Raw genomic sequence first — 19,011 nt, forward strand, 5'->3', positions numbered from 1 at the left:
ACCAAACGGGAGAACGCCATGACCGAGGCGAAGAACAGCATCCGTCATTTCAACGCGCCGCGCGGCCGCGTCTATGACTCTATCGTCGACACCATCGGCGCCACGCCGCTGGTCCGTATCAACCGCCTCGCGAAAGAGGCTGGCGCCAAGGCCGAGCTGCTGGCCAAGCTGGAATTCTTCAATCCGCTGAATTCGGTGAAGGATCGCATCGGCATCGCCATGATCGAGGCGATGGAACGGTCCGGCAAGCTGAAGCCCGGTGCCACCATCGTCGAGCCGACCTCGGGCAACACCGGCATCGCGCTGGCTTTCGTCGCCGCCGCCAAGGGCTATCGTCTGATCCTGGTCATGCCGGAAAGCATGTCGCTGGAACGCCGGAAGATGCTCAAGTTCCTTGGCGCCGAACTTGAACTCACGCCACCGGGCCTTGGCATGAAGGGCGCGCTGGCGCGGGCCGACGAGCTGATCAAGGAAATTCCCGGCGCGGTGATCCCGCAGCAGTTCGAGAATCCGGCCAATCCGGAAATCCATCGCGGCACGACGGCGGAGGAAATCTGGGTCGATACGGCCGGCAAGGTCGATGTGGTGATCTCGGGCGTCGGCACCGGCGGCACGCTGACCGGCGTGGGCAGTGTGCTGAAGCAGAAGAAGCCGTCGGTGCGCATGATCGCGGTCGAGCCCGAAGACAGTCCGGTCATTTCGGGCGGCAAGGCTGGCCCGCACAAGATCCAGGGCATTGGCGCCGGCTTCATTCCGGGCAACCTGGACACCAAGCTGATCGACGAGATTATCACCATCGGCAACGAAACGGCCTTCGAGACCTCGCGCAAGCTGGCGCGGCTGGAAGGCATTCCGGCCGGCATCTCCTCGGGTGCGGCGATCGCCGCCGGCCTGGAGGTCGCAGCCCGCGCCGGCATGGAAGGCAAGACTGTTGTGGTGATCGTGCCGTCGTTTGCCGAACGCTATCTGTCGACGGCGTTGTTCGACGGCCTGTAAGTGTTCGACAAGGACGAACTCGAACGCTACTCCCGGCACATCATCCTGCCGGAGATCGGTGGCGCGGGTCAGCAGAAGCTGAAGGCCGCGCGCGTGCTGGTGATCGGCGCCGGCGGGCTGGGCTCGCCGCTGCTGCTGTATCTGGCGGCGGCCGGCATCGGTATGCTGGGCATCGTCGATGACGACACGGTGTCGCTGTCCAATCTCCAGCGCCAGGTCCTGCATGGCACCGATGATCTCGGCCGCAGGAAGACCGACAGCGCCATCGTCGCCCTGCAGACACTCAATCCGCATGTGCGCATCGCGCCGCATGCCGAGCGGCTGACGGCGGAGAATGCCGATGCGTTGATCGGCGCCTATGACATCATCGCTGATGGCAGCGACAACTTCGACACACGCTTCCTGGTCAACGACACTTGCTTCCGCCTGAAGAAAACACTGGTGACGGCGGCGATGCTGCGCTTCGACGGCCAGCTGTCCACCTTCAAGGCGCATCTGGGCGCACCGCATCCCTGTTATCGCTGCGTCTTTCCCGAGCCGCCGCCGCCGGGCAGCGTGCCGGCCTGTTCCGAGGCCGGTGTGCTCGGCGCGCTGGGCGGCGTGATGGGCAGCCTGCAGGCGCTGGAGGTTGTGAAAGAACTGCTCGACCTGGGCGATAGCCTGTCGGGTCGTTTACTGCTGTATGATGCATTGCGCGGCGATGTGCGCACTGTGAAATTGCGCCGCGATCCCCTGTGCCGCACCTGCGGCACATAATCGTTCCTTGGGCCACTTGCGGTGCATGTATCGCGCAATCGTCAACATGGCGATGATGCATCCGTTGATATGAGGATCCAGGGTGATCATCAGGGCTACACCGGACATGCAGATAGACTATCTGAAGCAGGAAGCACATATCGCGATTATTGCCGGTTGGCAGCATGCCGAGTTTGGTTATCTCAATCCGTCCATCAGTCTTGAGCATCGCAAGAGCAGGCTGCAGGACTCCCTTCAGCAGGCAGGGCTTCCGATGGCCTTTGTAGCGCTATCCGCAAATGGCGTACCGATGGGGGCGGCCGGCATCCTGCCAGGAACGATCACGCATAGGCATTTGACGCCCTGGCTATCTTCAGTGGTGGTGCCGCCAGAGCATAGAGGCAGAGGGATTGCCTCCGCCCTGTCGCTCAGGGCTTTGGCCGAGGCAGCCCACCTGGGTTTTGAAACTCTGTATCTGTTCACGCCTCGCAATGAATCGCTGTATGCCCGTTTAGGGTGGGAAACCTTCGATCGTGTGATGCATAACGATGTGCCGCTTGCGATCATGGCGCGGACAACGCGCTGAGCGGCCGCGAGTCACTCCAGCCAATTACGCATGTATGATGCATCCTGTGGTGCTGCGCGCACGGTCTGGCTGTACCGCCTCGGGGATTGCCGCACCTGCGGCTGACAATGAGACGCAGACAGTCTCTGCGCTCGACGCCGTGCAGGGCCTCGCCTAGCATGGGCGCGGCATGGGGCAGTCAGACAGTAACGGGGAAGAGGGTGGCGAGGTTGCCGGACCGGGTGTCTGGCCCAGCCTTACCGAACCGCGCCTGAAAATTTTTCTGCAGCATTGGGCTGAGCGTCGTGTTGGCATCACCATGCCGCGCGGCGCCATCGATCCCACCGTCCTGCGATCCTGTTTGCCCGATGTCTGGCTGTTCCGCTATCACGCCGACGAGGATCGTTTCGTCTGCACGCTGGCGGGCGAGCAGGTGAACGAAGCCTGGGGCCAGAGTCTGATGGGCAAGACACCGCAGCAGTTCATGCCGCCCGACAGTGCGGCCATCGCGCAGAATATTTATCGTCGCATCGCGCTGACGCCGGCGCTGCATGTCAGTCATCGCCGCATCGCGCCGGCCGGCATGCAGGAAAAGTCGGCCGAACGCCTGGTGGTGCCGCTCAGCGATCACGAAGGGCGGCCTTACGGGATTTTCGGGCTTTCGGTGTATCATTACGACCCGCTCACGCAGTCCGCGCACACGCCCTATGTCGGGCATAATGTGACATATTTCCCCTGCGCCACGCTGCCGGCAGACTGGTCCTGAACGATGAATCGCTCGCCCTGGAGGGCTATTGTTTGCGCGACCCCAGCGTCGCTTAAATGGCCTGTTACATCGCCAGTCCGTGGGAGATTAGTATGGCGGCTCAGGCGTTTCCGATGACCGAGACCCGCGAATACGCGATTGGCCCGAAGGGCGAGTGGCCGCTGCTGGTCGACCCGCGGTTCCGCGACATGCTGCGGCACTGGGTGGAAAAGCGCGAAGGCCTGATGACACCGCGTGCCGCCATCGATCCGCTGGCGATCCGCCATTGCCTGCCGAATGTCTGGATTTACCAGTATCTGCCGGCTGAAGACGATTTCCTCTGCACGCTCTCGGGCGAGAAGGTGAACCAGGCCTGGGGCGGCAGCCTGATGGGCCGCCGGGTCTCGGAATTCATGTCCCCGGAGATGAACCGGCTCGTGCCGCCGCTCTATCACCGCATGCTGTCCATGCCGGCCGTCCAGGTCAGCCGCCGCCGCATCACCCCCGCCGGCTCGGTCGAGCAGAGCGCCGAGCGCCTGATCGTGCCGCTCAGCCATTCCGATGGCTCGCCTTACGGTGTATTCGGCATCACCCTCTATTTCCTCGGCCAGCTCCCCCAGATCACCAATCCGGTCGATATCCAGGGCCAGGTGACCCTGTATCCCTGCGCCGACCTGCCGGCCGGCTTGCCCTGATCAGGCCGTCCCGGCCGGCCTCTCCAGCCCCTTCTAATGGTATGATGTGGCAGATTGTCGCAGCCACTAGTCCCGCCCCGGGTCTCATGGGCGGGCTGTAACTGGCATGCTCCGGCTTTCGGTAATAGCCCAGAAAAACCCTAGTGTTACAAAGGGCTTGATTTGGCAAATGCGATCGATTCTCAAATCTGTCCAAGGGCCTCCGCGCCTTGACGCCCGGTACCCCTGTTTCTATGGTGCCGGCGCTTTCTGGGGGCGGTTTGCTCTTCTGGCGCCGGAGCCTTGTGCATGGCTGAACAGGATAAGACCCCTCCCGAGAGCAGCGGACTATCGGATCCGGCCCCCCATCACGAAGCCTTGGCGCGTCTGGGGGAAGGTCTGAATACGGTGCGCGAGCGGAAGGCAGTCGAGGCGGCCAATCGTCGTCCGGATGCCGACCCCCGCGCGATGCGTGCAGTCGGCAAGGCCTGGTCGCTGGCCATCGAGATGGTGGCGGCGGTGGGCGTGTCGGTCTTCATCGGCTGGTGGCTCGATCGCTGGCTGGGCACGGCGCCGTGGTGTCTGCTTGTCTTTATTCTGCTGGGGGTCGCCACGGCCATGTGGTCAGCGATCCGCACCGCGATGATCATGCAGCGCAGCCAACTGGCGGAAGCCGAAGGCGACGCGAAGAAGACGGAAGGGAAGTGACAGTGGCTACCAGCCCGCTCGATCAATTCAAGGTCAAGTGCATCGCCTTCTGCGGTGAAGGCGGCCAGTTGCAAGCCTTCTCCTTCACCAATGCCTCGGCCTTCATGGTCCTGGCCGTGATCTGCGCTACTATTTTGATGGTCTACGGTGTGCGTCAGCGCAGCCTGGTTCCGGGTCGCCTGCAGTCGGTGGCCGAGCTGACCTATGAATTCGTCGCCAACATGGTGCGTGAAAACGTCGGCCCGAACGGCCGTCAATATTTCCCCTTCATCTTCACGCTCTTCATCTTCGTTCTGTTCACCAACATGCTGGGCATGATGCCCTACAGCTTCACGGTGACCAGCCATATCATCGTCACCTTCGCGCTCGCGATGCTGGTCTTCCTCGGCATCACGCTGATCGCCATTGCCCGCAACGGCATCCATTTCTTCACCCACTTCATGCCGGCCGGCGTGCCGATGTGGCTGGCGCCGATCATCGTGCCGATCGAGATCATCTCGTATCTGTCGCGTCCGATCTCGCTGTCGCTTCGTCTCTGCGCCAACATGCTGGCGGGTCACACCACGCTGAAGGTCTTCGCCGGCTTCATCATCTCGATGATCGGCATGGGTGGCGTGCTGTCGGCGTCGGGCATCCTGCCGCTGATCATGGTGACCGCGCTCACCGCTCTCGAATTCCTGATCGCTTTCCTGCAGGCCTATGTCTTCGCGATCCTGACCTGCCTGTACCTGGCCGAAGCGGTCAACATGGAACACCACTGAGTTCAGTTCTTTAGTTCAACCAAAACAGTTCAAACCTAGAAAGAAGGATGAGTATCATGGATCTTGCTGCAGCAAAGATGATCGGTGCCGGCATTGCGGCGATCGGCATGGGCGGCGCGGCGATCGGCGTGGGTCTGATCTTCGCGAACTTCCTCAACGGCGCTCTGCGCAACCCGGGCGCTGCCCCGAAGCTGTTCGGCAACCTGATGCTGGGCTTCGCCGTGACCGAAGCGCTCGGCATCTTCGCGCTGCTGATCGCCCTGCTGATCCTGTTCGTCTGAGTTAAATGCCTCAGCTCGATACAGCCACTTTCCTGCCCCAGCTCGTCTGGCTGGTGATCACCTTTGCCCTGCTCTATGTGCTGATGGCAAAGCTGGCACTGCCGCGCGTGGCTGACATCGTCGAGGGACGCCGCGCGCGTCTCGAAGGCGATCTGGCAGAGGCTGCGCGGCTGAAGACCGAGACCGAGGCGGCGATCGCCCAGTACGAGCAGGCGCTGGCTGTTGCCCGCGCCAAGGCTCAGGCGATCGCAGGCGACACCCGGTCCAAGCTAGCCGCTGACGCGGCTGCGCTGCGGGCCAAGGTGGATGCCGAGATCAGCGAAAAGACCAAGGCGGCGGAAGCCAGCATCAACGCAGCCAAGCAGCAGGCGCTCGCCTCGCTGAAGTCGGTTGCTGTCGATGCGGCGTCCGATGTCGTCGCCCGCCTGAGCGGCGCGGCACCTGCCAATGACGCGGTCACCGCCGCCGTCACGCAGGCCCTGGCCACCAAGAACTGACGAGAGACAGCCATGCTGCACGATACGTCATTCTGGGTCACCGTCGCGCTGGTCCTGTTCCTCGCTCTGGTCGTTTACCTGAAGGTGCCCGGCAAGGTGGTGCAGCAGCTCGACGAGCGCGCCGCACGCATCAAGCGGGAACTGGAAGAGGCCGAGAAGCTGCACAAGGAAGCGCAGGCCCTGTTTGCTGAGTATCAGCGCAAGCAGGCCAATGCCCTTCGCGAGGCCGAAGAGATCGTCGCCGCGGCGCAGGCCGAGGCGAAGGCTCTGGTGGCTTCGGCCGAAGCCGATCTGAAGACCAGCCTGGAGCGTCGCCGCAAACAGGCCGAGGACAAGATCGCCCAGGCCGAAAAGCATGCGCTGCAGGATGTGCGTGATACCGCGGTCGAGGTGGCGATTGCCGCCGCTGGCCAGGTGCTGTCGCAATCGCTGCAGGGTCCGGCTGCCGCCACCCAGATCGATCGCGCGATCAGCGATGTGAAGGCCAAGCTGGCTTAAGCATCAGCGCATTCCAAGAGATCAAAAGGGCCGCAGCGATGCGGCCCTTTTTCGTTGCGTCTGTAATGGCAGGAAATAGGCGCGTCAGATGACGCGGCAGTAGATGCGGTAAAGCCGGATCACGTTGGCGTCCATGGCGCTGAGGCGGATGGCCCAGTGCTCGCCCTCGCTGATCGCCCATTCGCGCTCGTTCTCGTCCATCGACTTGCCGCGCAGCTTCACTTCCTCGGCGTATTTGCCAAAGGACTCGATCACCGATTCCTTGAGTTCCTCGGTGACGTCTTCCATGTAGCAGATGATGAAGTTCAGGCTTTCCAGCTCGGCCTGCAGGCCTTCCGGCGTCAGCAGGTGCGGCTTCACCGGCTCGCGCTCCCACCAGACTTCATAGACGCGGCTTTCCGGCGAGCCGGTCAGCAGGAAGTCGGTGAACATCAGCTGGCCGTTCGGCTTCATCGCGGCGCGGATCTTGGCCAGCAGCAGACGCTTGTCCTGCACGCTCATCAAGCCGTCCTTGGAGACGAAGATGTCGATGCTCTTGCGCTTGAACTGCAGGCTGTCCAGCGGCGTGGTCTTGATATTGATGCGCTGCTTCACGCCCTGGCTCTTGGCCATGTTGATGGCGGCTTCGCTCAGGTCGGGATCGGGTTCGTAGGCGTCGATCCACAGATTCTCGCGCGCCATCATGCGGGTCATGCCGCCCATGCCGCAGCCGATCTCGGTGATCGACAGATTGGGATTGAGGCCCAGCGGCATGATCAGCGGCCGCATCAGCTCTTCACCGCCGGGCGTGTTGAAGCCCTCGCCGAAAAGGATTTGGGCGATCTGCTGACGCCGCGGCGTCCATTTCTCGATGGTGGGGACTTCCTGCGGAACGTCTTCGGCCTCGGGCAGAAGTTCCTGGGGCTTGGTGGTGAAATCCTGGACCATGTGACGCATCACATAGTCGTCGCCATGCCACCAGGCGCGAAGCTTATCGCGCCAGCTGATGTCGACAACGCCGTCCTCAGAATTCTCCTTGGTCACCAAAGCCGTATCCGCAGTTCTTCACGTCATACCCCTGTAACAGCGGCCTGGTTGATAAACCGTTTCTGGCCACCGGGCCGATGTACATGGGCGGGCCCGTTCGACCGGGTCCTGTGGATAAATCTGGCGTAGGGGATGCGCATAAGCAAGCGCCCGCTGATGAGGCGGGCGCTTGAGTCTTGGTAACCTATACGAAAGGCAGAGCTTTTCAGCCCCTGCCGCCTTAGCGGCGGCCGGCCATGCGCTCGGGCAGCAGGTCGCGCACGCGGCGACGGGCTTCGGTGTCGCGGATGCGGGCCGACTGGGCCGTGGTGATCAGGCGCGGCGCTGGCGGATTGGTCAGTACCGTGACGGGATCGGTCAGCAGGTTATCGGCCAGCTGCTTGATCTCGGCGGGCAGCGTGGTGGCGAACACGATGGTCTGACGCTCGGTCGGCGCGGCCTCGAAGATGGCGCGCAGCTCGTTGGTCACGCCCAGTTCGAGCATGCGATCGGTTTCGTCGAGCACCATGATCTCGAGCTTGTTCAGCTCCAGCTGGCCGGCATTGATCAGTTCGACCACGCGGCCGGGCGTGCCGATCAGGATGTCGATGCCGCGGCTCATGGCCTGCGCCTGCGCCGCCTTGCCCGGGCCTTCATAAACGGTGGCCTGGCTCAGGCGCACGAAGCGGCCATAAGCGCGGAAGCTTTCCTGGATGTGCTGCACACGCTCGCGCGACGTCGTCAGGATCAGCGCGCGCGCCTTGCGCGGGCCGGCCGGATGACGGTCGATCGACAGGTGCTGCAGGATCGGCAGGGTGAAGGCGACGGTCTTGCCGGCGCCGGCTTCAGCCTGGCCCAGCAGGTCGCGGCCCTGCAGAAGATGCGGAATGGCTTTCGCCTGGATTGGCGTAGGCGCGACATGCTTTTCAGCCGTCAGGGCCCGCTGGATGGGTTCAACTAGGTCGAGCTGCGAGAATTGGACGGTGTTCAACATCGATCTGCAATCTTGGGTCACGCGGCGGGTCCGACGTCGGACGGGGCACCGTTGCTCTGGTCCGAGGCGACAATTCCACCCTGTCCGGCAGCGCAGAAGCCAGCGCGGCGGCGAGGGGAGAGGCTTGTCACGGAAGCCAAGGCTGTTACGGCGGCGTCCGGCGGGGGTACCGCGAACCCGCGTGATACTAGCGGCCGTTCCCTGTTTTGCAAGCGCGAAACCTCTTGATGCGACAATCACGCCCAACGGGTGGAAACGGGCGGTTTTCCTGGGGTTCTGATGTTTGCTGATATGGGTAAAACTTCTTGGATATTCAAGATGATCATGGCTGTTTTGCACAATTGGCGGGGATAAGCAGTCAGGACGATCACTGTGGGGGATTCTTCCCGCTCAACGGGTATCCAAAAGGGTGATCCGGGCGACTCGCGGCCCCCGTAACCAGGGGCAAAAGGGGATTGCGGAAGGCCTTTCAGGCCAGACTCAGGCCGGACTCGACCCCTGGCGCCGTGGCGGCCGGGCAACAGGGCGGCCGGGAGCCTCCGAAGCCCTGAAAAGCTTGGTAAAAGCCGGCCAAAGCGGCTTGCCAAGGGGCGGCCGGGTCGCTACAAACCGCCCCTCGTATCGGGCGTTCCGGCTGAAGGGCTGCCGAGTTCGCCTTGAAAGATCACTCCATACCTATCGGAGGTTTTGAAATGCCCAAGTTGAAGACCAAGAGCTCGGCCAAGAAGCGCTTCAAGCTCACGGCTACGGGTAAGGTGAAGCGGGCCCATGCGGGCAAGCGTCACGGCATGATCAAGCGCACCAACAAGCAGATCCGGAATCATCGCGGCACCGCCGTGGTGTTCGAGGGTGATGCGCGCAAGATCATCAAGAACTACCTGCCCAACGCCTGAGTCTGAGGAGATACTGACATGGCACGTGTTAAGCGGGGCGTTACCGCCCATGCCCGCCACAAGAAGGTCCTGAAGGCTGCCAAAGGCTATCGGGGTCGCAATTCCACCGTCTTCCGCGTCGCGATCGAGAAGGTCGAAAAGGGACTGCAGTATGCGTTCCGCGACCGTCGCGCCAAGAAGCGCAACTTCCGCTCGCTCTGGATCCAGCGCATCAATGCCGCTGCCCGTGAGCAGGGCCTGACCTACGGCCGATTTATCAACGGCCTCGCGCTCGCCGGCATCGAGATCGACCGCAAGGTTCTGGCTGATCTCGCCGTCCACGAGCCCGAGTCCTTCAACGCCCTGGTGGCGCAGGCCAAAGCGGCCCTGCCTGCTACGGCGGCCTGATCGGCCCGCACTCGCCAGTTATTCAAAGCGAACCGTTTGCGAAGGGGGCCGTCACCACGGCCCCCTTTGTTTTGTCTGCTTCATAAGAATAGACCTGAGGAACGATGACCGAGATCGCCCGACTGGCTGCTGAAACCGAAAGCGCCGTCACCGCCGCGCAAAACCTGGATGCGCTCGAAGACGCCCGCCTCGCCGTGCTGGGCAAGAAGGGCTGGCTGTCGGCCGCGCTGAAAGAGCTCGGCACGCTGGCGCCCGATGACCGCAAGGCGCGCGCGCAGACCCTGAATGAAGTAAAGGATCGTCTCACCACGGCGATTGAAGCGCGTAAATCCGCGCTGGCCGATGCGGCGATCAATGTGCGGCTGAAAGCCGAAACGCTCGACATGACGCTGCCGGTGGGCGACAGCGCCGAGCAGACGGGCCGCATCCATCCGGTCAGCCAGGTGATCGACGAGATCACCGAGATTTTCGCCGCGATGGGCTTCAGCATCGCCGAAGGCCCGGATATCGAGGACGACTTCCACAATTTCACCGCGCTGAACATGCCGGCCGAACATCCGGCGCGTCAGATGCAGGACACCTTCTATCTGCCGCAGCGCCAGGACGGCGAGCAGATGGTGCTGCGCACGCATACCTCTCCGGTGCAGGTGCGCACCATGCAGGGCGGCCCGCCGCCCTATCGCATCATCGTGCCGGGCCGCACCTATCGCAGCGACTACGACATGACCCACACGCCGATGTTCCATCAGGTGGAAGGTCTGGTGATCGACCGCGCCACCCATATGGGCCACCTCAAGGGCGTGCTGACCGAATTCTGCAAGGCCTTCTTCGAGACCGACAAGGTCAAGATGCGCTTCCGCCCCAGCTATTTCCCCTTCACCGAGCCGTCGGCCGAAGTCGACATCAACTGCTCGCGTGAGGGCGGCGTGCTGCGCGTGGGCGAGGGCGACGACTGGCTGGAAATTCTCGGCTCCGGCATGGTCAACCCGAAGGTGCTGCAGCATTGCGGCCTCGATCCCAATGAATGGCAGGGCTTTGCCTTCGGCATGGGCATCGACCGCATCGCCATGCTGAAATACGGCATCCCCGATCTGCGCGGTTTCTTCGACGCCGATCTGCGCTGGCTCAAGCATTACGGCTTCGTGCCGCTCGACCTGCCCACGCTGGGCCAGGGGGTCGCACGATGAAGTTCACGCTCGCCTGGCTTAAAACGCATCTCGAGACCGACGCTCCGCTCGACCAGATTTCCGCCAAGCTGACCAGCATCGGCCTGGAAGTCGAAGGCATCGAGGATCGCGCCGCCATCTTCGCGCCCTTCATCGTGGCCGAAGTGAAAAAGGCCGAGCAGCATCCCAATGCCGACAAGCTGCGGGTCTGCGAAGTCTTCAACGGCACCGAAACCTTCCAGGTCGTTTGCGGTGCGCCGAATGCGCGCGCCGGCATGAAGGGCATCTTCGCGCCGGTCGGTTCGACCGTGCCCGGCACGCAGCTTTTCTTGAAAGCCGCGAACATTCGCGGCGTGGCCTCGAACGGCATGCTCTGCTCCGAACGCGAGATGGGCCTGACCGACGAACACACGGGCATCATCGACTTGCCGCTCGACACGCCGCTCGGCGCGCCGATGGCCAAGGTCTTCGGCCTTGATGATCCGGTGATCGAAATCAAGCTGACGCCCAATCGCGGCGACTGCCTCGGCATCCGCGGCATCGCGCGCGATCTGGCCGCTGCCGGCCTCGGCACGCTCAAGCCGCTGACCGTGCCGGCGATCCCCGGCGCCTACAAAAGCCCGATCGGTGTGAGCTTGAATTTCCCGGCCGGTGCCGAAAAGGCCTGCCCGATTTTCGTTGGCCGCCATATCCGCAAGGTGAAGAACGGCCCCTCGCCGGCCTGGCTGCAGCAGCGCCTCAAGGCCATCGGCCTGCGTCCGATCTCGGCCCTGGTCGATATCACCAACTTCTTCACCTACGATCTCGGCCGTCCGCTGCATGTCTTCGATGCGGCCAAGGTCACCGGCAACATCACGGCACGTCTGGCAAAAAGCGGTGAGAAGCTGCTGGCGCTGGATGGCAAGGAATACGCGCTGGATGAGACGATCACCGTCATCGCCGACGATGCGGGCCCCGAGGGTCTGGGCGGCGTGATGGGTGGCGAGCATTCCGGCTGCTCGTTTGAGACCACCGAGGTCTTCGTGGAATCCGCCTGGTTCGATCCGGTGCGCACCGCCACTACCGGGCGCAAGCTCGGCATTCATTCCGATGCGCGCCATCGCTTCGAGCGCACCGTCGATCCGGCCTTTGTGCGGCCGGGCATCGAGGTGGCGACGCAGATGATTCTCGAACTCTGCGGCGGCGAGCCGTCCGAGGTCGTGCAGGCGGGCACGGAGCCCGACTGGAAGAAGACTGTCACGCTGCGGCCCACGCGCCTGCTGGGCCTGGTCGGTTTCGACCTGCCGGTGGCCGTGCAGACCCAGATTCTGGAATCACTTGGCTTCGGTGTGACCAAGACCAGCGACGTCCTGTCGGTCTCTGTGCCCTCCTGGCGCCCCGACATCGATGGCGAAGCCGATCTGGTCGAGGAAATCGCGCGTCTTCACGGTTTCGATGCGATCCCTGCAGAACCGCTGCCGCCGCTGCGCGCCGTGCCGCAGCCGGCGGTGTCGGCATCGCAGCGTCGCGTACGTCAGGCCAAGCGCGCCCTGGCTGCGCGCGGCCTGGTCGAGGCCGTCACCTATTCCTTCATCCGCAAGGCCGAAGCCGAAGTCTTTGGCGGCGGGCAGGACAGCCTGCTGCTGGTCAATCCGATCAGCGCCGACATGGATGCCATGCGGCCCTCGATCCTGCCGGGTCTGATGGCCGCCACCAAGCGCAACATGGATCGCGGCACGGCCGATGTGATGCTGTTCGAGGTCGGGCCGCAATATGCCAGCGTCGACATGGATGGTCAGGCCATGGTTGCCGCCGGCATCCGTCGCGGCGCCACCGGCGCGCGGCACTGGCGCGAGCGTCCGCGCAGCGTCGATGCCTATGATGCCAAGGCCGATGCGCTGGCCGCGCTGTCGGCGGCCGGCGTGGACACTGCGCCGCTGATGGTCATGGATGGTGCACCCGACTGGTATCATCCGGGCCGGTCGGGCACCCTGCGCCTTGGTCCGAAAACCATTCTCGCCGCGTTCGGCGAACTGCACCCGCGCGTGCTGAATGCCCTCGATGTGAAGGGGCCTCTCGTGGGTTTCGAGGTCTATCTCGACCGCATTCCGGCCAGCCGCGCCAAGCCCGGCGTCCGCACCAAGCCGGCCTTGAAGCTGTCGGAGCTGCAGGCGGTGGAACGCGACTTCGCCTTCATCGTCGATGCCGCCACGCCGGCCGACACGCTGCTGAAAGCCGTGCGCGGTTCCGACAAGGCGCTGATCACCCGCGTGTCGGTCTTCGACATCTTTGCCGGTCAGGGCATCCCTGAGGGCAAGAAGTCGCTGGCGATCAGCGTGCGGCTGGAACCGCAGGCGCAGACGCTGACTGACGCCGAGATCGAGGCGGTGGGCAAGAAGATCGTCGCTGCAGCCGAAAAGGCCTGCGGCGCCGTTCTGCGCGCGTAAGTCTCGCCATGCTGGTGCTCGGCGTTCATTCCGGTTGGTCTGACGCCGGCGCCGCGCTCTTTGATGGTTATGACCTGCTGGCCGCCGTGCCGCTGTCCCGCATCAGCGGCGTGGCGCGCGATGGCGGGCGGTTGCCTGTGGAAGCCGTCGGCGAATGCCTCGACATTACAGGCGTGCGGCCCGACGCCATCGGTGCGCTGGCGTTGTCGCGCGGCGTCTTTCCCGGTCGCTATTACCGCAGCCTGTCGCTGCCGCGCCGCGTCACCCGTTCGCTCAGTCATCTGCTCGGCCGTGATACGCCGATCAACCTGAATGATCAGGTCCGGAGCCGCAATGTGACGCCGGAAAGCCTGCTCGATCTCGGCATGCTGGCCGGCGGGCTGGGGCTCAACCGCCATATCCCGGTGCATCTCTATCGCCACCATACGGCGCATGCGCTGCTCGGTTTAAGCACCGCCACCTGGCGCGACGGTCTTGTCTTCACCGCCGACAGCGGCGCCGACGGCATCGCCTATGCCGCCCAGGTCCTGAAATACGGCCGGCTGGCCAGCTATTACGCCGACGAGGCCGATGCGGCGCGTGGTGCAGCCTCGCTCGGCCATCTGGTCGATCTCGCTGTTGCCGGGCTCGATCTGCCCGATGCGGCCGCGCTGTTCGCGCTGGCCATGCAGGGTGAGCCGGTTTTCGCCCAGGCGCTGCATGCCCATGTGCGGGTCGATGCCGATGGCCATATCCTTGCCGACTTCGCCGCCGATGGCGGGGTCGACCGCTGGTTCCGCCGCCTGATCGAGGGCCAGCCGCCGGCACTGGTCGCCGCGTCCCTGTTCAAGCTGCTGGCCGATATCTTCGCCATGGCGATCACCCGGCTGCTGCAGCGGCATGAGCTGAAGAATATCGCACTGGGCGGCAGCCTGTTTTCTGATCCGCGCCTGCTGCATGCGCTGCAGGTGCAACTGCCTGCCGATATCACCATCACGGCGCATGCGCCGCCCGACGATTCAGCGCTGCCGCTGGGCGGTGCGCTCGATGTGCTGCTGCAGCGCGACGGTCTGGAAAGCTGGCTCAATCTGCGCCGGCCGCTGCAGGAGGCGCCCTGGGGCCGCGACTATGTCGCCGATATCGATCCGGTGCTGGCCAATGGCGGCTGCCGTCTGGTCAGCCGCGAGCCGGTGCGGGCTGCCGCGGCGCTGCTGCATGCCGGCAAAAGCGTCGCCTGCTATGGCCGGCGCGGCATCGGCGCTACCGGCGGGGCGTCTCGCACGATCCTGCTCGGCGGCGCGGTGCCCGGCGCCGTTGCCGCCGCGAATACGCGGCTCGACCGGCCGGCCTTCATGGCGCCCGTGTTGCTGGCGCTGCCCGATGCCTTGCCCGATCTGCTGCCCGACATGGCCGGCCGCGATCCGGCCGTGGCGCAGCTGCTGGCCGAACGCTGGCGGCCGCAACTGCAGGGCGCGCTGGGGTCTGGCCTGCGGCTGCAGGCCCAGGCCATCGACTCTGAGGCGCAGCCGCTGCTGCATGATCTGCTGGTCGCCTACAAGCAGCTGTCCTGGTTGCCGGCGCTGCTCGGGCTGCCCATGCAGATCGGTGCGGAATCCATGCTGGACGATCCCGGTGGCGCATTACGGCTGCTGCGCGAGGGCCGTGTCGACTATCTCGTCACCGAACACGCGGTCTGGGAGAAGGTTTAGGCGCCTTCGACTTCCGTCACGCCAATCTCGGTGACGCTGGTCAGGCCGGTCCAGCGGTCGAGTTCCTCATGCAGGGCGCGGATGCCGATTTCCAGCTTGCCGTAGAGCATGGTCTTGTTGGCGCCTGACTGCATGCCGATCTGCGCCTGCTCCGAGATATACAGGTCTTCCGACTGGAACACGCCGCCCTCGATCAGGTCGAAGCTGCGCTGCCAGTGGTCGCGTTCCTTCTCGTCGCGCGGCGCATGCGGCGTCAGCATCACATGGCTGAACATCACCTCGTCGGGCGCGCTGGGATACATGCTCAGCAGGCTGGTGTAATCGGGGCTGAGCACCAGAATGGTATTCGGATAGAGCATGTAGGCAAAGGTCGAGTGCCGCCGGCCGTCCCAGGCGCTTTCCGGCAGTCCCGGCACTTCCTCGAATTCGGTACGGGGAAGAAGCGTGCGCAGATGCGGCCCGATGCGATCGACCACGGCGGCATTGTCGCGGAAGAAGCCGGCCAGCGTGTTCTTGTGCAGCCGTACCACGTGATAGGCCTCCAGGAAGGCATCCATCACCAGTTTCCAGTTGCACTTGCGCACCGTCACCGCGCGGGCGAAGGCCTGCATGCCGCCAAAGCCGTGCACGGCCAGGTCCTGCTCCACGCCGGCGAGGAAGGGATCGAGCGCCATCGGCGGCGCATCCGGATCGACCAGGCCGAAGATCACGCCTTCGCGCACGCCGACCTGGATCGGCGTCAGCCCGTATTGCGATTTGTCGAGACCGGGGAAGCCCTCCTCGAGCGGCACATGCTTCAGCCGGCCATCGAGATCGTAGACCCAGTTATGATAGGGGCAGGTGAACTGGCTGCGCTTCTGAACATCAGCCGTTCCGTTGCTACCCGCGGTATTATTGCAAAGGCGCGTGCCGCGATGGCGGCAGACATTGAGGAAGCCGCGGATCTGCATGTCGCGGCCGCGCGCCAGCAGCAGCGGCTGGCCGATGATGTCCAGCGTCAGGGTGTCGCCGGCCTTGGGCAGCATCGCCTCATGGCCCAGCACCAGCGGCGCCTTGCGGAACACATGGCTGATCTCGCGCGCATACCGCTCATGCCCGGCATAGACCTCGGGCGTGATATGGAAGGGGCGTTCGGGCAGGCCATCGGTGCAGGCGATGCTGGGTTCGTTCACCATGGCCAGCAGGCGGCGGAACTGTGCGAGATGCGGGGCGTAGTCCATCCCGACGTTTTCACTCCCGTGACGTTTCTGGTTGATGTCAGGGAAGCACAGACGGGACGAAATGCAAGGGTATATAGGTTGTCGTTACGTCAACACTCTTTAATGAGGCGTCACCCTAGGGCTTGTCCCTAGGATCCATCCAACTGGCCGAACTTCGGAACGACGGGATGGACCCTCGGAATAAACCCGAGGGTGACGGCTTTTCTCTTATCATGGGCGTTTTCGCATCTGCTAACATGGCAGCATGATGCCGATCAGAATCATCCTCGCTCTGTTTGCCGGTCTGCTCGTGGGAAGTTGCACGCCGCTGGAAACAGTGAAGATGTGGCGTGTTACGCTGCCGCAATCGGAAGGCCCTGCGATCCAAAGGGATATGGGTGAGATTGACCGGGTATTTCAGGCCATGAAATTCAGCGGGCGCCCTTTATCCTTCAATGCCTGTCGTGCTCCCGGGGAGGATGATCCATTCCTGTATCGGGTTGGCTATCAATCTCAGGAGGCTCCGCGTGACTTTCTCGCCACAGTTCTGGTGCGTCCGCCTGCAAAGGTTATCGAGATCGTATTCTCTTCCTGGCCAGATAGCTTCGACCGGGTGGCCCGTGCGGATATCTCGGATTTTGAAACTGGGCTGAAAGCCACTTTTGGTGAGCGTTTGACGTCATTCAGCGTGCGGAAATTGGCAACCTGCGAATACTGAGAGTTAAGCCGTCTCGCCTAACTGCGCCCAGAATTCCTCGGCCCGGGCATTCAGCCGCGCCTTGGGGCGGTAAAGCCGGATTTCCATTGGGATGTCCCAGCTCTCATCGCCGGCGCGCACCAGTTTGCCGTCGGGGCCAAGGTCCTCGGCCAGCAGCGACAGCGGCGACCAGGCGATGCCGCGCCCGTCGACGGCCAGCGTTTTCAGCACCACGGCGACATGCGAACTGAAGACAGGTTTGAGATGCGCGGCGCAGCCGTTCTGCGCCCAGCTCGCCGCCACGATCCGCCCCATGCCGGATTCTTCGCTGAAAGCCAGATGCGGCAAAGGCGCGTCGGCCGTGCCGGGCAGGGCATACCGCGGCGCGCCGGTGGCGTCGTCATGGATGCTGACCGGCACCATCACATCCTGGCCCAGCGGGATCGACTGGAAGTCGTTTGGATTGAGCCGCGTTGCGGCGGCCGGATGATGGTGGCAGAGCAGGAACTGCGCGCGGCCCTGCAGCATGATGCGTTCGCAGCCCTGCATGCTGTCGGCCACCAGGCGGATCGCAGCCGGCGAGACGGCGGGGCCCAGTCGGCGCAGCCAGTCGGGGAAGAAAGTCAGCGCCAGCGCGCTGGTGGCGGCGAATTTCAGCGAGGAGGCGGCATTGGCGGCTTCCAGCGCCTCCTGCCGGCCCTGCAGCAGGCGGCGCAGCGTCTCTTCCGCCACCGGGCGAAAGTCCTCGCCGGCCGCCGTCAGGCTGATGCGATGGGTGTCACGGTCGAACAGCGGCGTGCCGACCCAGCGCTCCAGCGCCGAAATGCGGCGGCTGAAGGCCGGCTGGGTGACATGGCGCGCCGTCGCCGCTCGCGAAAAGTTCATCTGCTCGGCCAGGGCCACGAAATCTTCCAGCCACGCAATTTCCATGGGATTTCGGCACCTGCGTTATGCATACTCGACATGAAACGAGGCCGCACCGGCATTGGCATAGACTCCGCCCGCCGCTGTAGGGTCGTTTCCCCATAAGATTAAAAAGAAATTCAGGAGGAAACCATGCGTTCAATCGCTTTTGCGGCCGCCGCCGCTATGCTCGTTTCTGGTGTGGCCGGTCATGCTGCAGCGCAGAACTGGCCGACCAAGCCGATCACCGTCGTCGTGCCCTATGCCGCCGGCGGTCCGACCGACACGGTGGCGCGCCTGACCGCGCTGGGCCTGTCGCGCCAGCTCAACAACCACACCGTGGTGGTCGAGAATGCCACCGGCGCCGGCGGCACCATCGGCGCCAACCGCGTCGCCACGGCAGAGCCGGACGGCCATACCCTGCTGGTGCACCATGTCGGCATCTCCACGGCCGCCACGCTGTACCGCAAGCTGCCCTATGACACCAAGACGGCCTTCGCGCCCATCGCGCTGCTGACCGATTCCGCGATGACCATCATCGCGCGCGAAGACTTCCCGCCGAACACGCTGCCGGAGCTGATCAAGTATCTTGGCGAGCAGAAGGAGAAGGTTTCCTACGGCAATGCCGGCATCGGTGCCGCCTCGCATCTGTGCGGCATGCTGATGATGTCGGCCATGGGCGTGCAGCTCAACACGGTCGGTTATCGCGGCAATGCCCCGATCATGCAGGACATCCTGGGCAAGCAGCTCGACATGACCTGCGACCAGGCCACCAACACGACGGGTCAGATCAAGGCCAAGAAGGTGAAGGCCTATGCCATCACCACCAAGGAGCGCCTGCCCGACCTGCCCGACCTGCCGACCGCCGACGAGGCCGGCCTGAAGGGCTTCGAGGTCAATGTCTGGCACGCCCTCTACGCGCCGAAGGGTACGCCCGATGCCATCGTGCAGAAGCTGGCCGCCGCGTCGCGTGGCCTGCTGAAGGATGCCGAAATCGTCAAGCGCTTTGCCGATATCAACACCACGGTGGCCTCGGATGCGCGCGCCACCCCGGCCGCGCTGTCGCAGCATCTGAATGCGGAAATCGCCAAATGGGCACCGCTGATCAATGCCGCCGGGCAGTACGCCGACTGAGTGAGAAAAACGTTTAAGCCTCCCCAGTATTCTACAGTGACAAAAAAGGACGCGTGAGT

The 19,011-nt window shown here is 63.8% G+C and carries 21 protein-coding genes; 17 read left to right on the forward strand and 4 right to left on the reverse strand.

The window, feature by feature from the left end; genetic code table 11:
• The first annotated feature begins 18 nt into the window (after positions 1 to 18).
• The 10 genes from cysK to AC1RRE_RS04205 all read left to right on the forward strand — a co-directional run bounded on the left by cysK (position 19) and on the right by AC1RRE_RS04205 (position 6,460).
• Positions 19 to 996 (forward strand): cysteine synthase A, encoded by a 978-nt coding sequence (gene cysK, locus AC1RRE_RS04160; RefSeq protein ID WP_492979828.1) that lies wholly within the window; start codon positions 19 to 21, stop codon positions 994 to 996.
• Positions 997 to 1,752 (forward strand): HesA/MoeB/ThiF family protein, encoded by a 756-nt coding sequence (locus tag AC1RRE_RS04165; protein WP_492979829.1) that lies wholly within the window; start codon positions 997 to 999, stop codon positions 1,750 to 1,752.
• A gap of 106 nt (positions 1,753 to 1,858) precedes the next feature.
• On the forward strand, positions 1,859 to 2,317 hold the full coding sequence (locus tag AC1RRE_RS04170) for a GNAT family N-acetyltransferase (protein WP_492979830.1): 459 nt from the start codon (positions 1,859 to 1,861) through the stop codon (positions 2,315 to 2,317).
• A gap of 169 nt (positions 2,318 to 2,486) precedes the next feature.
• Positions 2,487 to 3,062, forward strand: coding sequence for a PAS domain-containing protein (locus AC1RRE_RS04175; protein WP_492979831.1), 576 nt, complete (start codon positions 2,487 to 2,489; stop codon positions 3,060 to 3,062).
• Positions 3,063 to 3,175: 113 nt separating this feature from the next.
• On the forward strand, positions 3,176 to 3,736 hold the full coding sequence (locus tag AC1RRE_RS04180; protein WP_492979832.1) for a PAS domain-containing protein: 561 nt from the start codon (positions 3,176 to 3,178) through the stop codon (positions 3,734 to 3,736).
• Between the two features lie 288 nt (positions 3,737 to 4,024).
• Positions 4,025 to 4,423, forward strand: coding sequence for an AtpZ/AtpI family protein (locus AC1RRE_RS04185; protein ID WP_492979833.1), 399 nt, complete (start codon positions 4,025 to 4,027; stop codon positions 4,421 to 4,423).
• A gap of 2 nt (positions 4,424 to 4,425) precedes the next feature.
• Positions 4,426 to 5,184 (forward strand): F0F1 ATP synthase subunit A, encoded by a 759-nt coding sequence (locus tag AC1RRE_RS04190; protein WP_492979834.1) that lies wholly within the window; start codon positions 4,426 to 4,428, stop codon positions 5,182 to 5,184.
• A 56-nt stretch (positions 5,185 to 5,240) separates the two neighbouring features.
• Positions 5,241 to 5,465, forward strand: coding sequence for a F0F1 ATP synthase subunit C (locus AC1RRE_RS04195; protein ID WP_341978682.1), 225 nt, complete (start codon positions 5,241 to 5,243; stop codon positions 5,463 to 5,465).
• 5 nt (positions 5,466 to 5,470) lie between these two features.
• Entirely contained in the window at positions 5,471 to 5,962 is a 492-nt protein-coding gene (locus tag AC1RRE_RS04200; protein WP_492979835.1) for a F0F1 ATP synthase subunit B family protein, read from the forward strand.
• Between the two features lie 12 nt (positions 5,963 to 5,974).
• A complete protein-coding gene (locus AC1RRE_RS04205) occupies positions 5,975 to 6,460 on the forward strand; it encodes a F0F1 ATP synthase subunit B family protein (RefSeq protein ID WP_492979836.1) in 486 nt (161 codons plus the stop codon).
• Positions 6,461 to 6,544: 84 nt separating this feature from the next.
• On the opposite strand, the gene AC1RRE_RS04210 is transcribed toward AC1RRE_RS04205, so the two are convergent.
• Positions 6,545 to 7,483 carry a class I SAM-dependent methyltransferase gene (locus AC1RRE_RS04210; protein WP_492979837.1) on the reverse strand — a complete coding sequence of 313 codons (939 nt, stop codon included), beginning with the start codon at positions 7,481 to 7,483 and terminating at the stop codon, positions 6,545 to 6,547.
• A gap of 223 nt (positions 7,484 to 7,706) precedes the next feature.
• On the reverse strand, positions 7,707 to 8,459 hold the full coding sequence (locus AC1RRE_RS04215; protein ID WP_492979838.1) for a DEAD/DEAH box helicase: 753 nt from the start codon (positions 8,457 to 8,459) through the stop codon (positions 7,707 to 7,709).
• Positions 8,460 to 9,151: 692 nt separating this feature from the next.
• Between AC1RRE_RS04215 and rpmI the strand changes: the two genes are divergently transcribed.
• The 5 genes from rpmI (at position 9,152) to AC1RRE_RS04240 (ending at position 15,019) form a co-directional block, all read left to right on the forward strand.
• Positions 9,152 to 9,352 carry a 50S ribosomal protein L35 gene (gene rpmI, locus AC1RRE_RS04220; RefSeq protein WP_144068321.1) on the forward strand — a complete coding sequence of 67 codons (201 nt, stop codon included), beginning with the start codon at positions 9,152 to 9,154 and terminating at the stop codon, positions 9,350 to 9,352.
• Between the two features lie 18 nt (positions 9,353 to 9,370).
• A complete protein-coding gene (rplT, locus tag AC1RRE_RS04225) occupies positions 9,371 to 9,739 on the forward strand; it encodes a 50S ribosomal protein L20 (RefSeq protein WP_492979839.1) in 369 nt (122 codons plus the stop codon).
• A 104-nt stretch (positions 9,740 to 9,843) separates the two neighbouring features.
• Entirely contained in the window at positions 9,844 to 10,926 is a 1,083-nt protein-coding gene (gene pheS, locus AC1RRE_RS04230; RefSeq protein WP_492979840.1) for a phenylalanine--tRNA ligase subunit alpha, read from the forward strand.
• Entirely contained in the window at positions 10,923 to 13,331 is a 2,409-nt protein-coding gene (gene pheT, locus AC1RRE_RS04235; RefSeq protein ID WP_492979841.1) for a phenylalanine--tRNA ligase subunit beta, read from the forward strand. Before pheS ends, pheT begins: the two co-directional genes overlap by 4 nt.
• 8 nt (positions 13,332 to 13,339) lie before the next feature.
• Positions 13,340 to 15,019 (forward strand): hypothetical protein, encoded by a 1,680-nt coding sequence (locus tag AC1RRE_RS04240; protein ID WP_492979842.1) that lies wholly within the window; start codon positions 13,340 to 13,342, stop codon positions 15,017 to 15,019.
• Here the strand turns inward: AC1RRE_RS04240 and AC1RRE_RS04245 are convergent.
• Positions 15,016 to 16,239 carry an aromatic ring-hydroxylating oxygenase subunit alpha gene (locus tag AC1RRE_RS04245; RefSeq protein WP_492979843.1) on the reverse strand — a complete coding sequence of 408 codons (1,224 nt, stop codon included), beginning with the start codon at positions 16,237 to 16,239 and terminating at the stop codon, positions 15,016 to 15,018. The genes AC1RRE_RS04240 and AC1RRE_RS04245 overlap by 4 nt on opposite strands.
• Positions 16,240 to 16,483: 244 nt before the next feature.
• Here AC1RRE_RS04245 and AC1RRE_RS04250 point away from each other — a divergent pair, with 244 nt between their 5' ends.
• Positions 16,484 to 16,936 carry a hypothetical protein gene (locus AC1RRE_RS04250; protein WP_492979844.1) on the forward strand — a complete coding sequence of 151 codons (453 nt, stop codon included), beginning with the start codon at positions 16,484 to 16,486 and terminating at the stop codon, positions 16,934 to 16,936.
• Positions 16,937 to 16,939: 3 nt separating this feature from the next.
• On the opposite strand, the gene AC1RRE_RS04255 is transcribed toward AC1RRE_RS04250, so the two are convergent.
• The gene (locus AC1RRE_RS04255; protein WP_492979845.1) at positions 16,940 to 17,845 is read right to left on the reverse strand and encodes a LysR family transcriptional regulator; all 906 of its coding nucleotides are present in this window, start codon (positions 17,843 to 17,845) and stop codon (positions 16,940 to 16,942) included.
• A gap of 126 nt (positions 17,846 to 17,971) precedes the next feature.
• On the opposite strand from AC1RRE_RS04255, the gene AC1RRE_RS04260 reads away from it, so the two are divergent.
• Positions 17,972 to 18,952, forward strand: coding sequence for a tripartite tricarboxylate transporter substrate-binding protein (locus AC1RRE_RS04260; RefSeq protein WP_492979846.1), 981 nt, complete (start codon positions 17,972 to 17,974; stop codon positions 18,950 to 18,952).
• Positions 18,953 to 19,011: the final 59 nt, after the last annotated feature.

The organism is Ferrovibrio sp. GW821-FHT12D07, assembly GCF_058807275.1.

Bases quoted from the DNA above. Each gene is read 5' to 3' on its own strand.
- AC1RRE_RS04240 (WP_492979842.1), top strand. From the start codon at position 13,340: ATGCTGGTGCTCGGCGTTCATTCCGGTTGGTCTGACGCCGGCGCCGCG.
- AC1RRE_RS04255 (WP_492979845.1), bottom strand. From the start codon at position 17,845: ATGGAAATTGCGTGGCTGGAAGATTTCGTGGCCCTGGCCGAGCAGATG.
- pheT (WP_492979841.1), top strand. From the start codon at position 10,923: ATGAAGTTCACGCTCGCCTGGCTTAAAACGCATCTCGAGACCGACGCT.
- AC1RRE_RS04170 (WP_492979830.1), top strand. From the start codon at position 1,859: ATGCAGATAGACTATCTGAAGCAGGAAGCACATATCGCGATTATTGCC.
- AC1RRE_RS04180 (WP_492979832.1), top strand. From the start codon at position 3,176: ATGACCGAGACCCGCGAATACGCGATTGGCCCGAAGGGCGAGTGGCCG.
- AC1RRE_RS04200 (WP_492979835.1), top strand. From the start codon at position 5,471: ATGCCTCAGCTCGATACAGCCACTTTCCTGCCCCAGCTCGTCTGGCTG.
- AC1RRE_RS04175 (WP_492979831.1), top strand. From the start codon at position 2,487: ATGGGGCAGTCAGACAGTAACGGGGAAGAGGGTGGCGAGGTTGCCGGA.
- AC1RRE_RS04195 (WP_341978682.1), top strand. From the start codon at position 5,241: ATGGATCTTGCTGCAGCAAAGATGATCGGTGCCGGCATTGCGGCGATC.
- rpmI (WP_144068321.1), top strand. From the start codon at position 9,152: ATGCCCAAGTTGAAGACCAAGAGCTCGGCCAAGAAGCGCTTCAAGCTC.
- rplT (WP_492979839.1), top strand. From the start codon at position 9,371: ATGGCACGTGTTAAGCGGGGCGTTACCGCCCATGCCCGCCACAAGAAG.
- cysK (WP_492979828.1), top strand. From the start codon at position 19: ATGACCGAGGCGAAGAACAGCATCCGTCATTTCAACGCGCCGCGCGGC.
- AC1RRE_RS04250 (WP_492979844.1), top strand. From the start codon at position 16,484: ATGATGCCGATCAGAATCATCCTCGCTCTGTTTGCCGGTCTGCTCGTG.
- AC1RRE_RS04205 (WP_492979836.1), top strand. From the start codon at position 5,975: ATGCTGCACGATACGTCATTCTGGGTCACCGTCGCGCTGGTCCTGTTC.
- AC1RRE_RS04215 (WP_492979838.1), bottom strand. From the start codon at position 8,459: ATGTTGAACACCGTCCAATTCTCGCAGCTCGACCTAGTTGAACCCATC.
- AC1RRE_RS04245 (WP_492979843.1), bottom strand. From the start codon at position 16,239: ATGGACTACGCCCCGCATCTCGCACAGTTCCGCCGCCTGCTGGCCATG.
- AC1RRE_RS04260 (WP_492979846.1), top strand. From the start codon at position 17,972: ATGCGTTCAATCGCTTTTGCGGCCGCCGCCGCTATGCTCGTTTCTGGT.
- AC1RRE_RS04185 (WP_492979833.1), top strand. From the start codon at position 4,025: ATGGCTGAACAGGATAAGACCCCTCCCGAGAGCAGCGGACTATCGGAT.
- pheS (WP_492979840.1), top strand. From the start codon at position 9,844: ATGACCGAGATCGCCCGACTGGCTGCTGAAACCGAAAGCGCCGTCACC.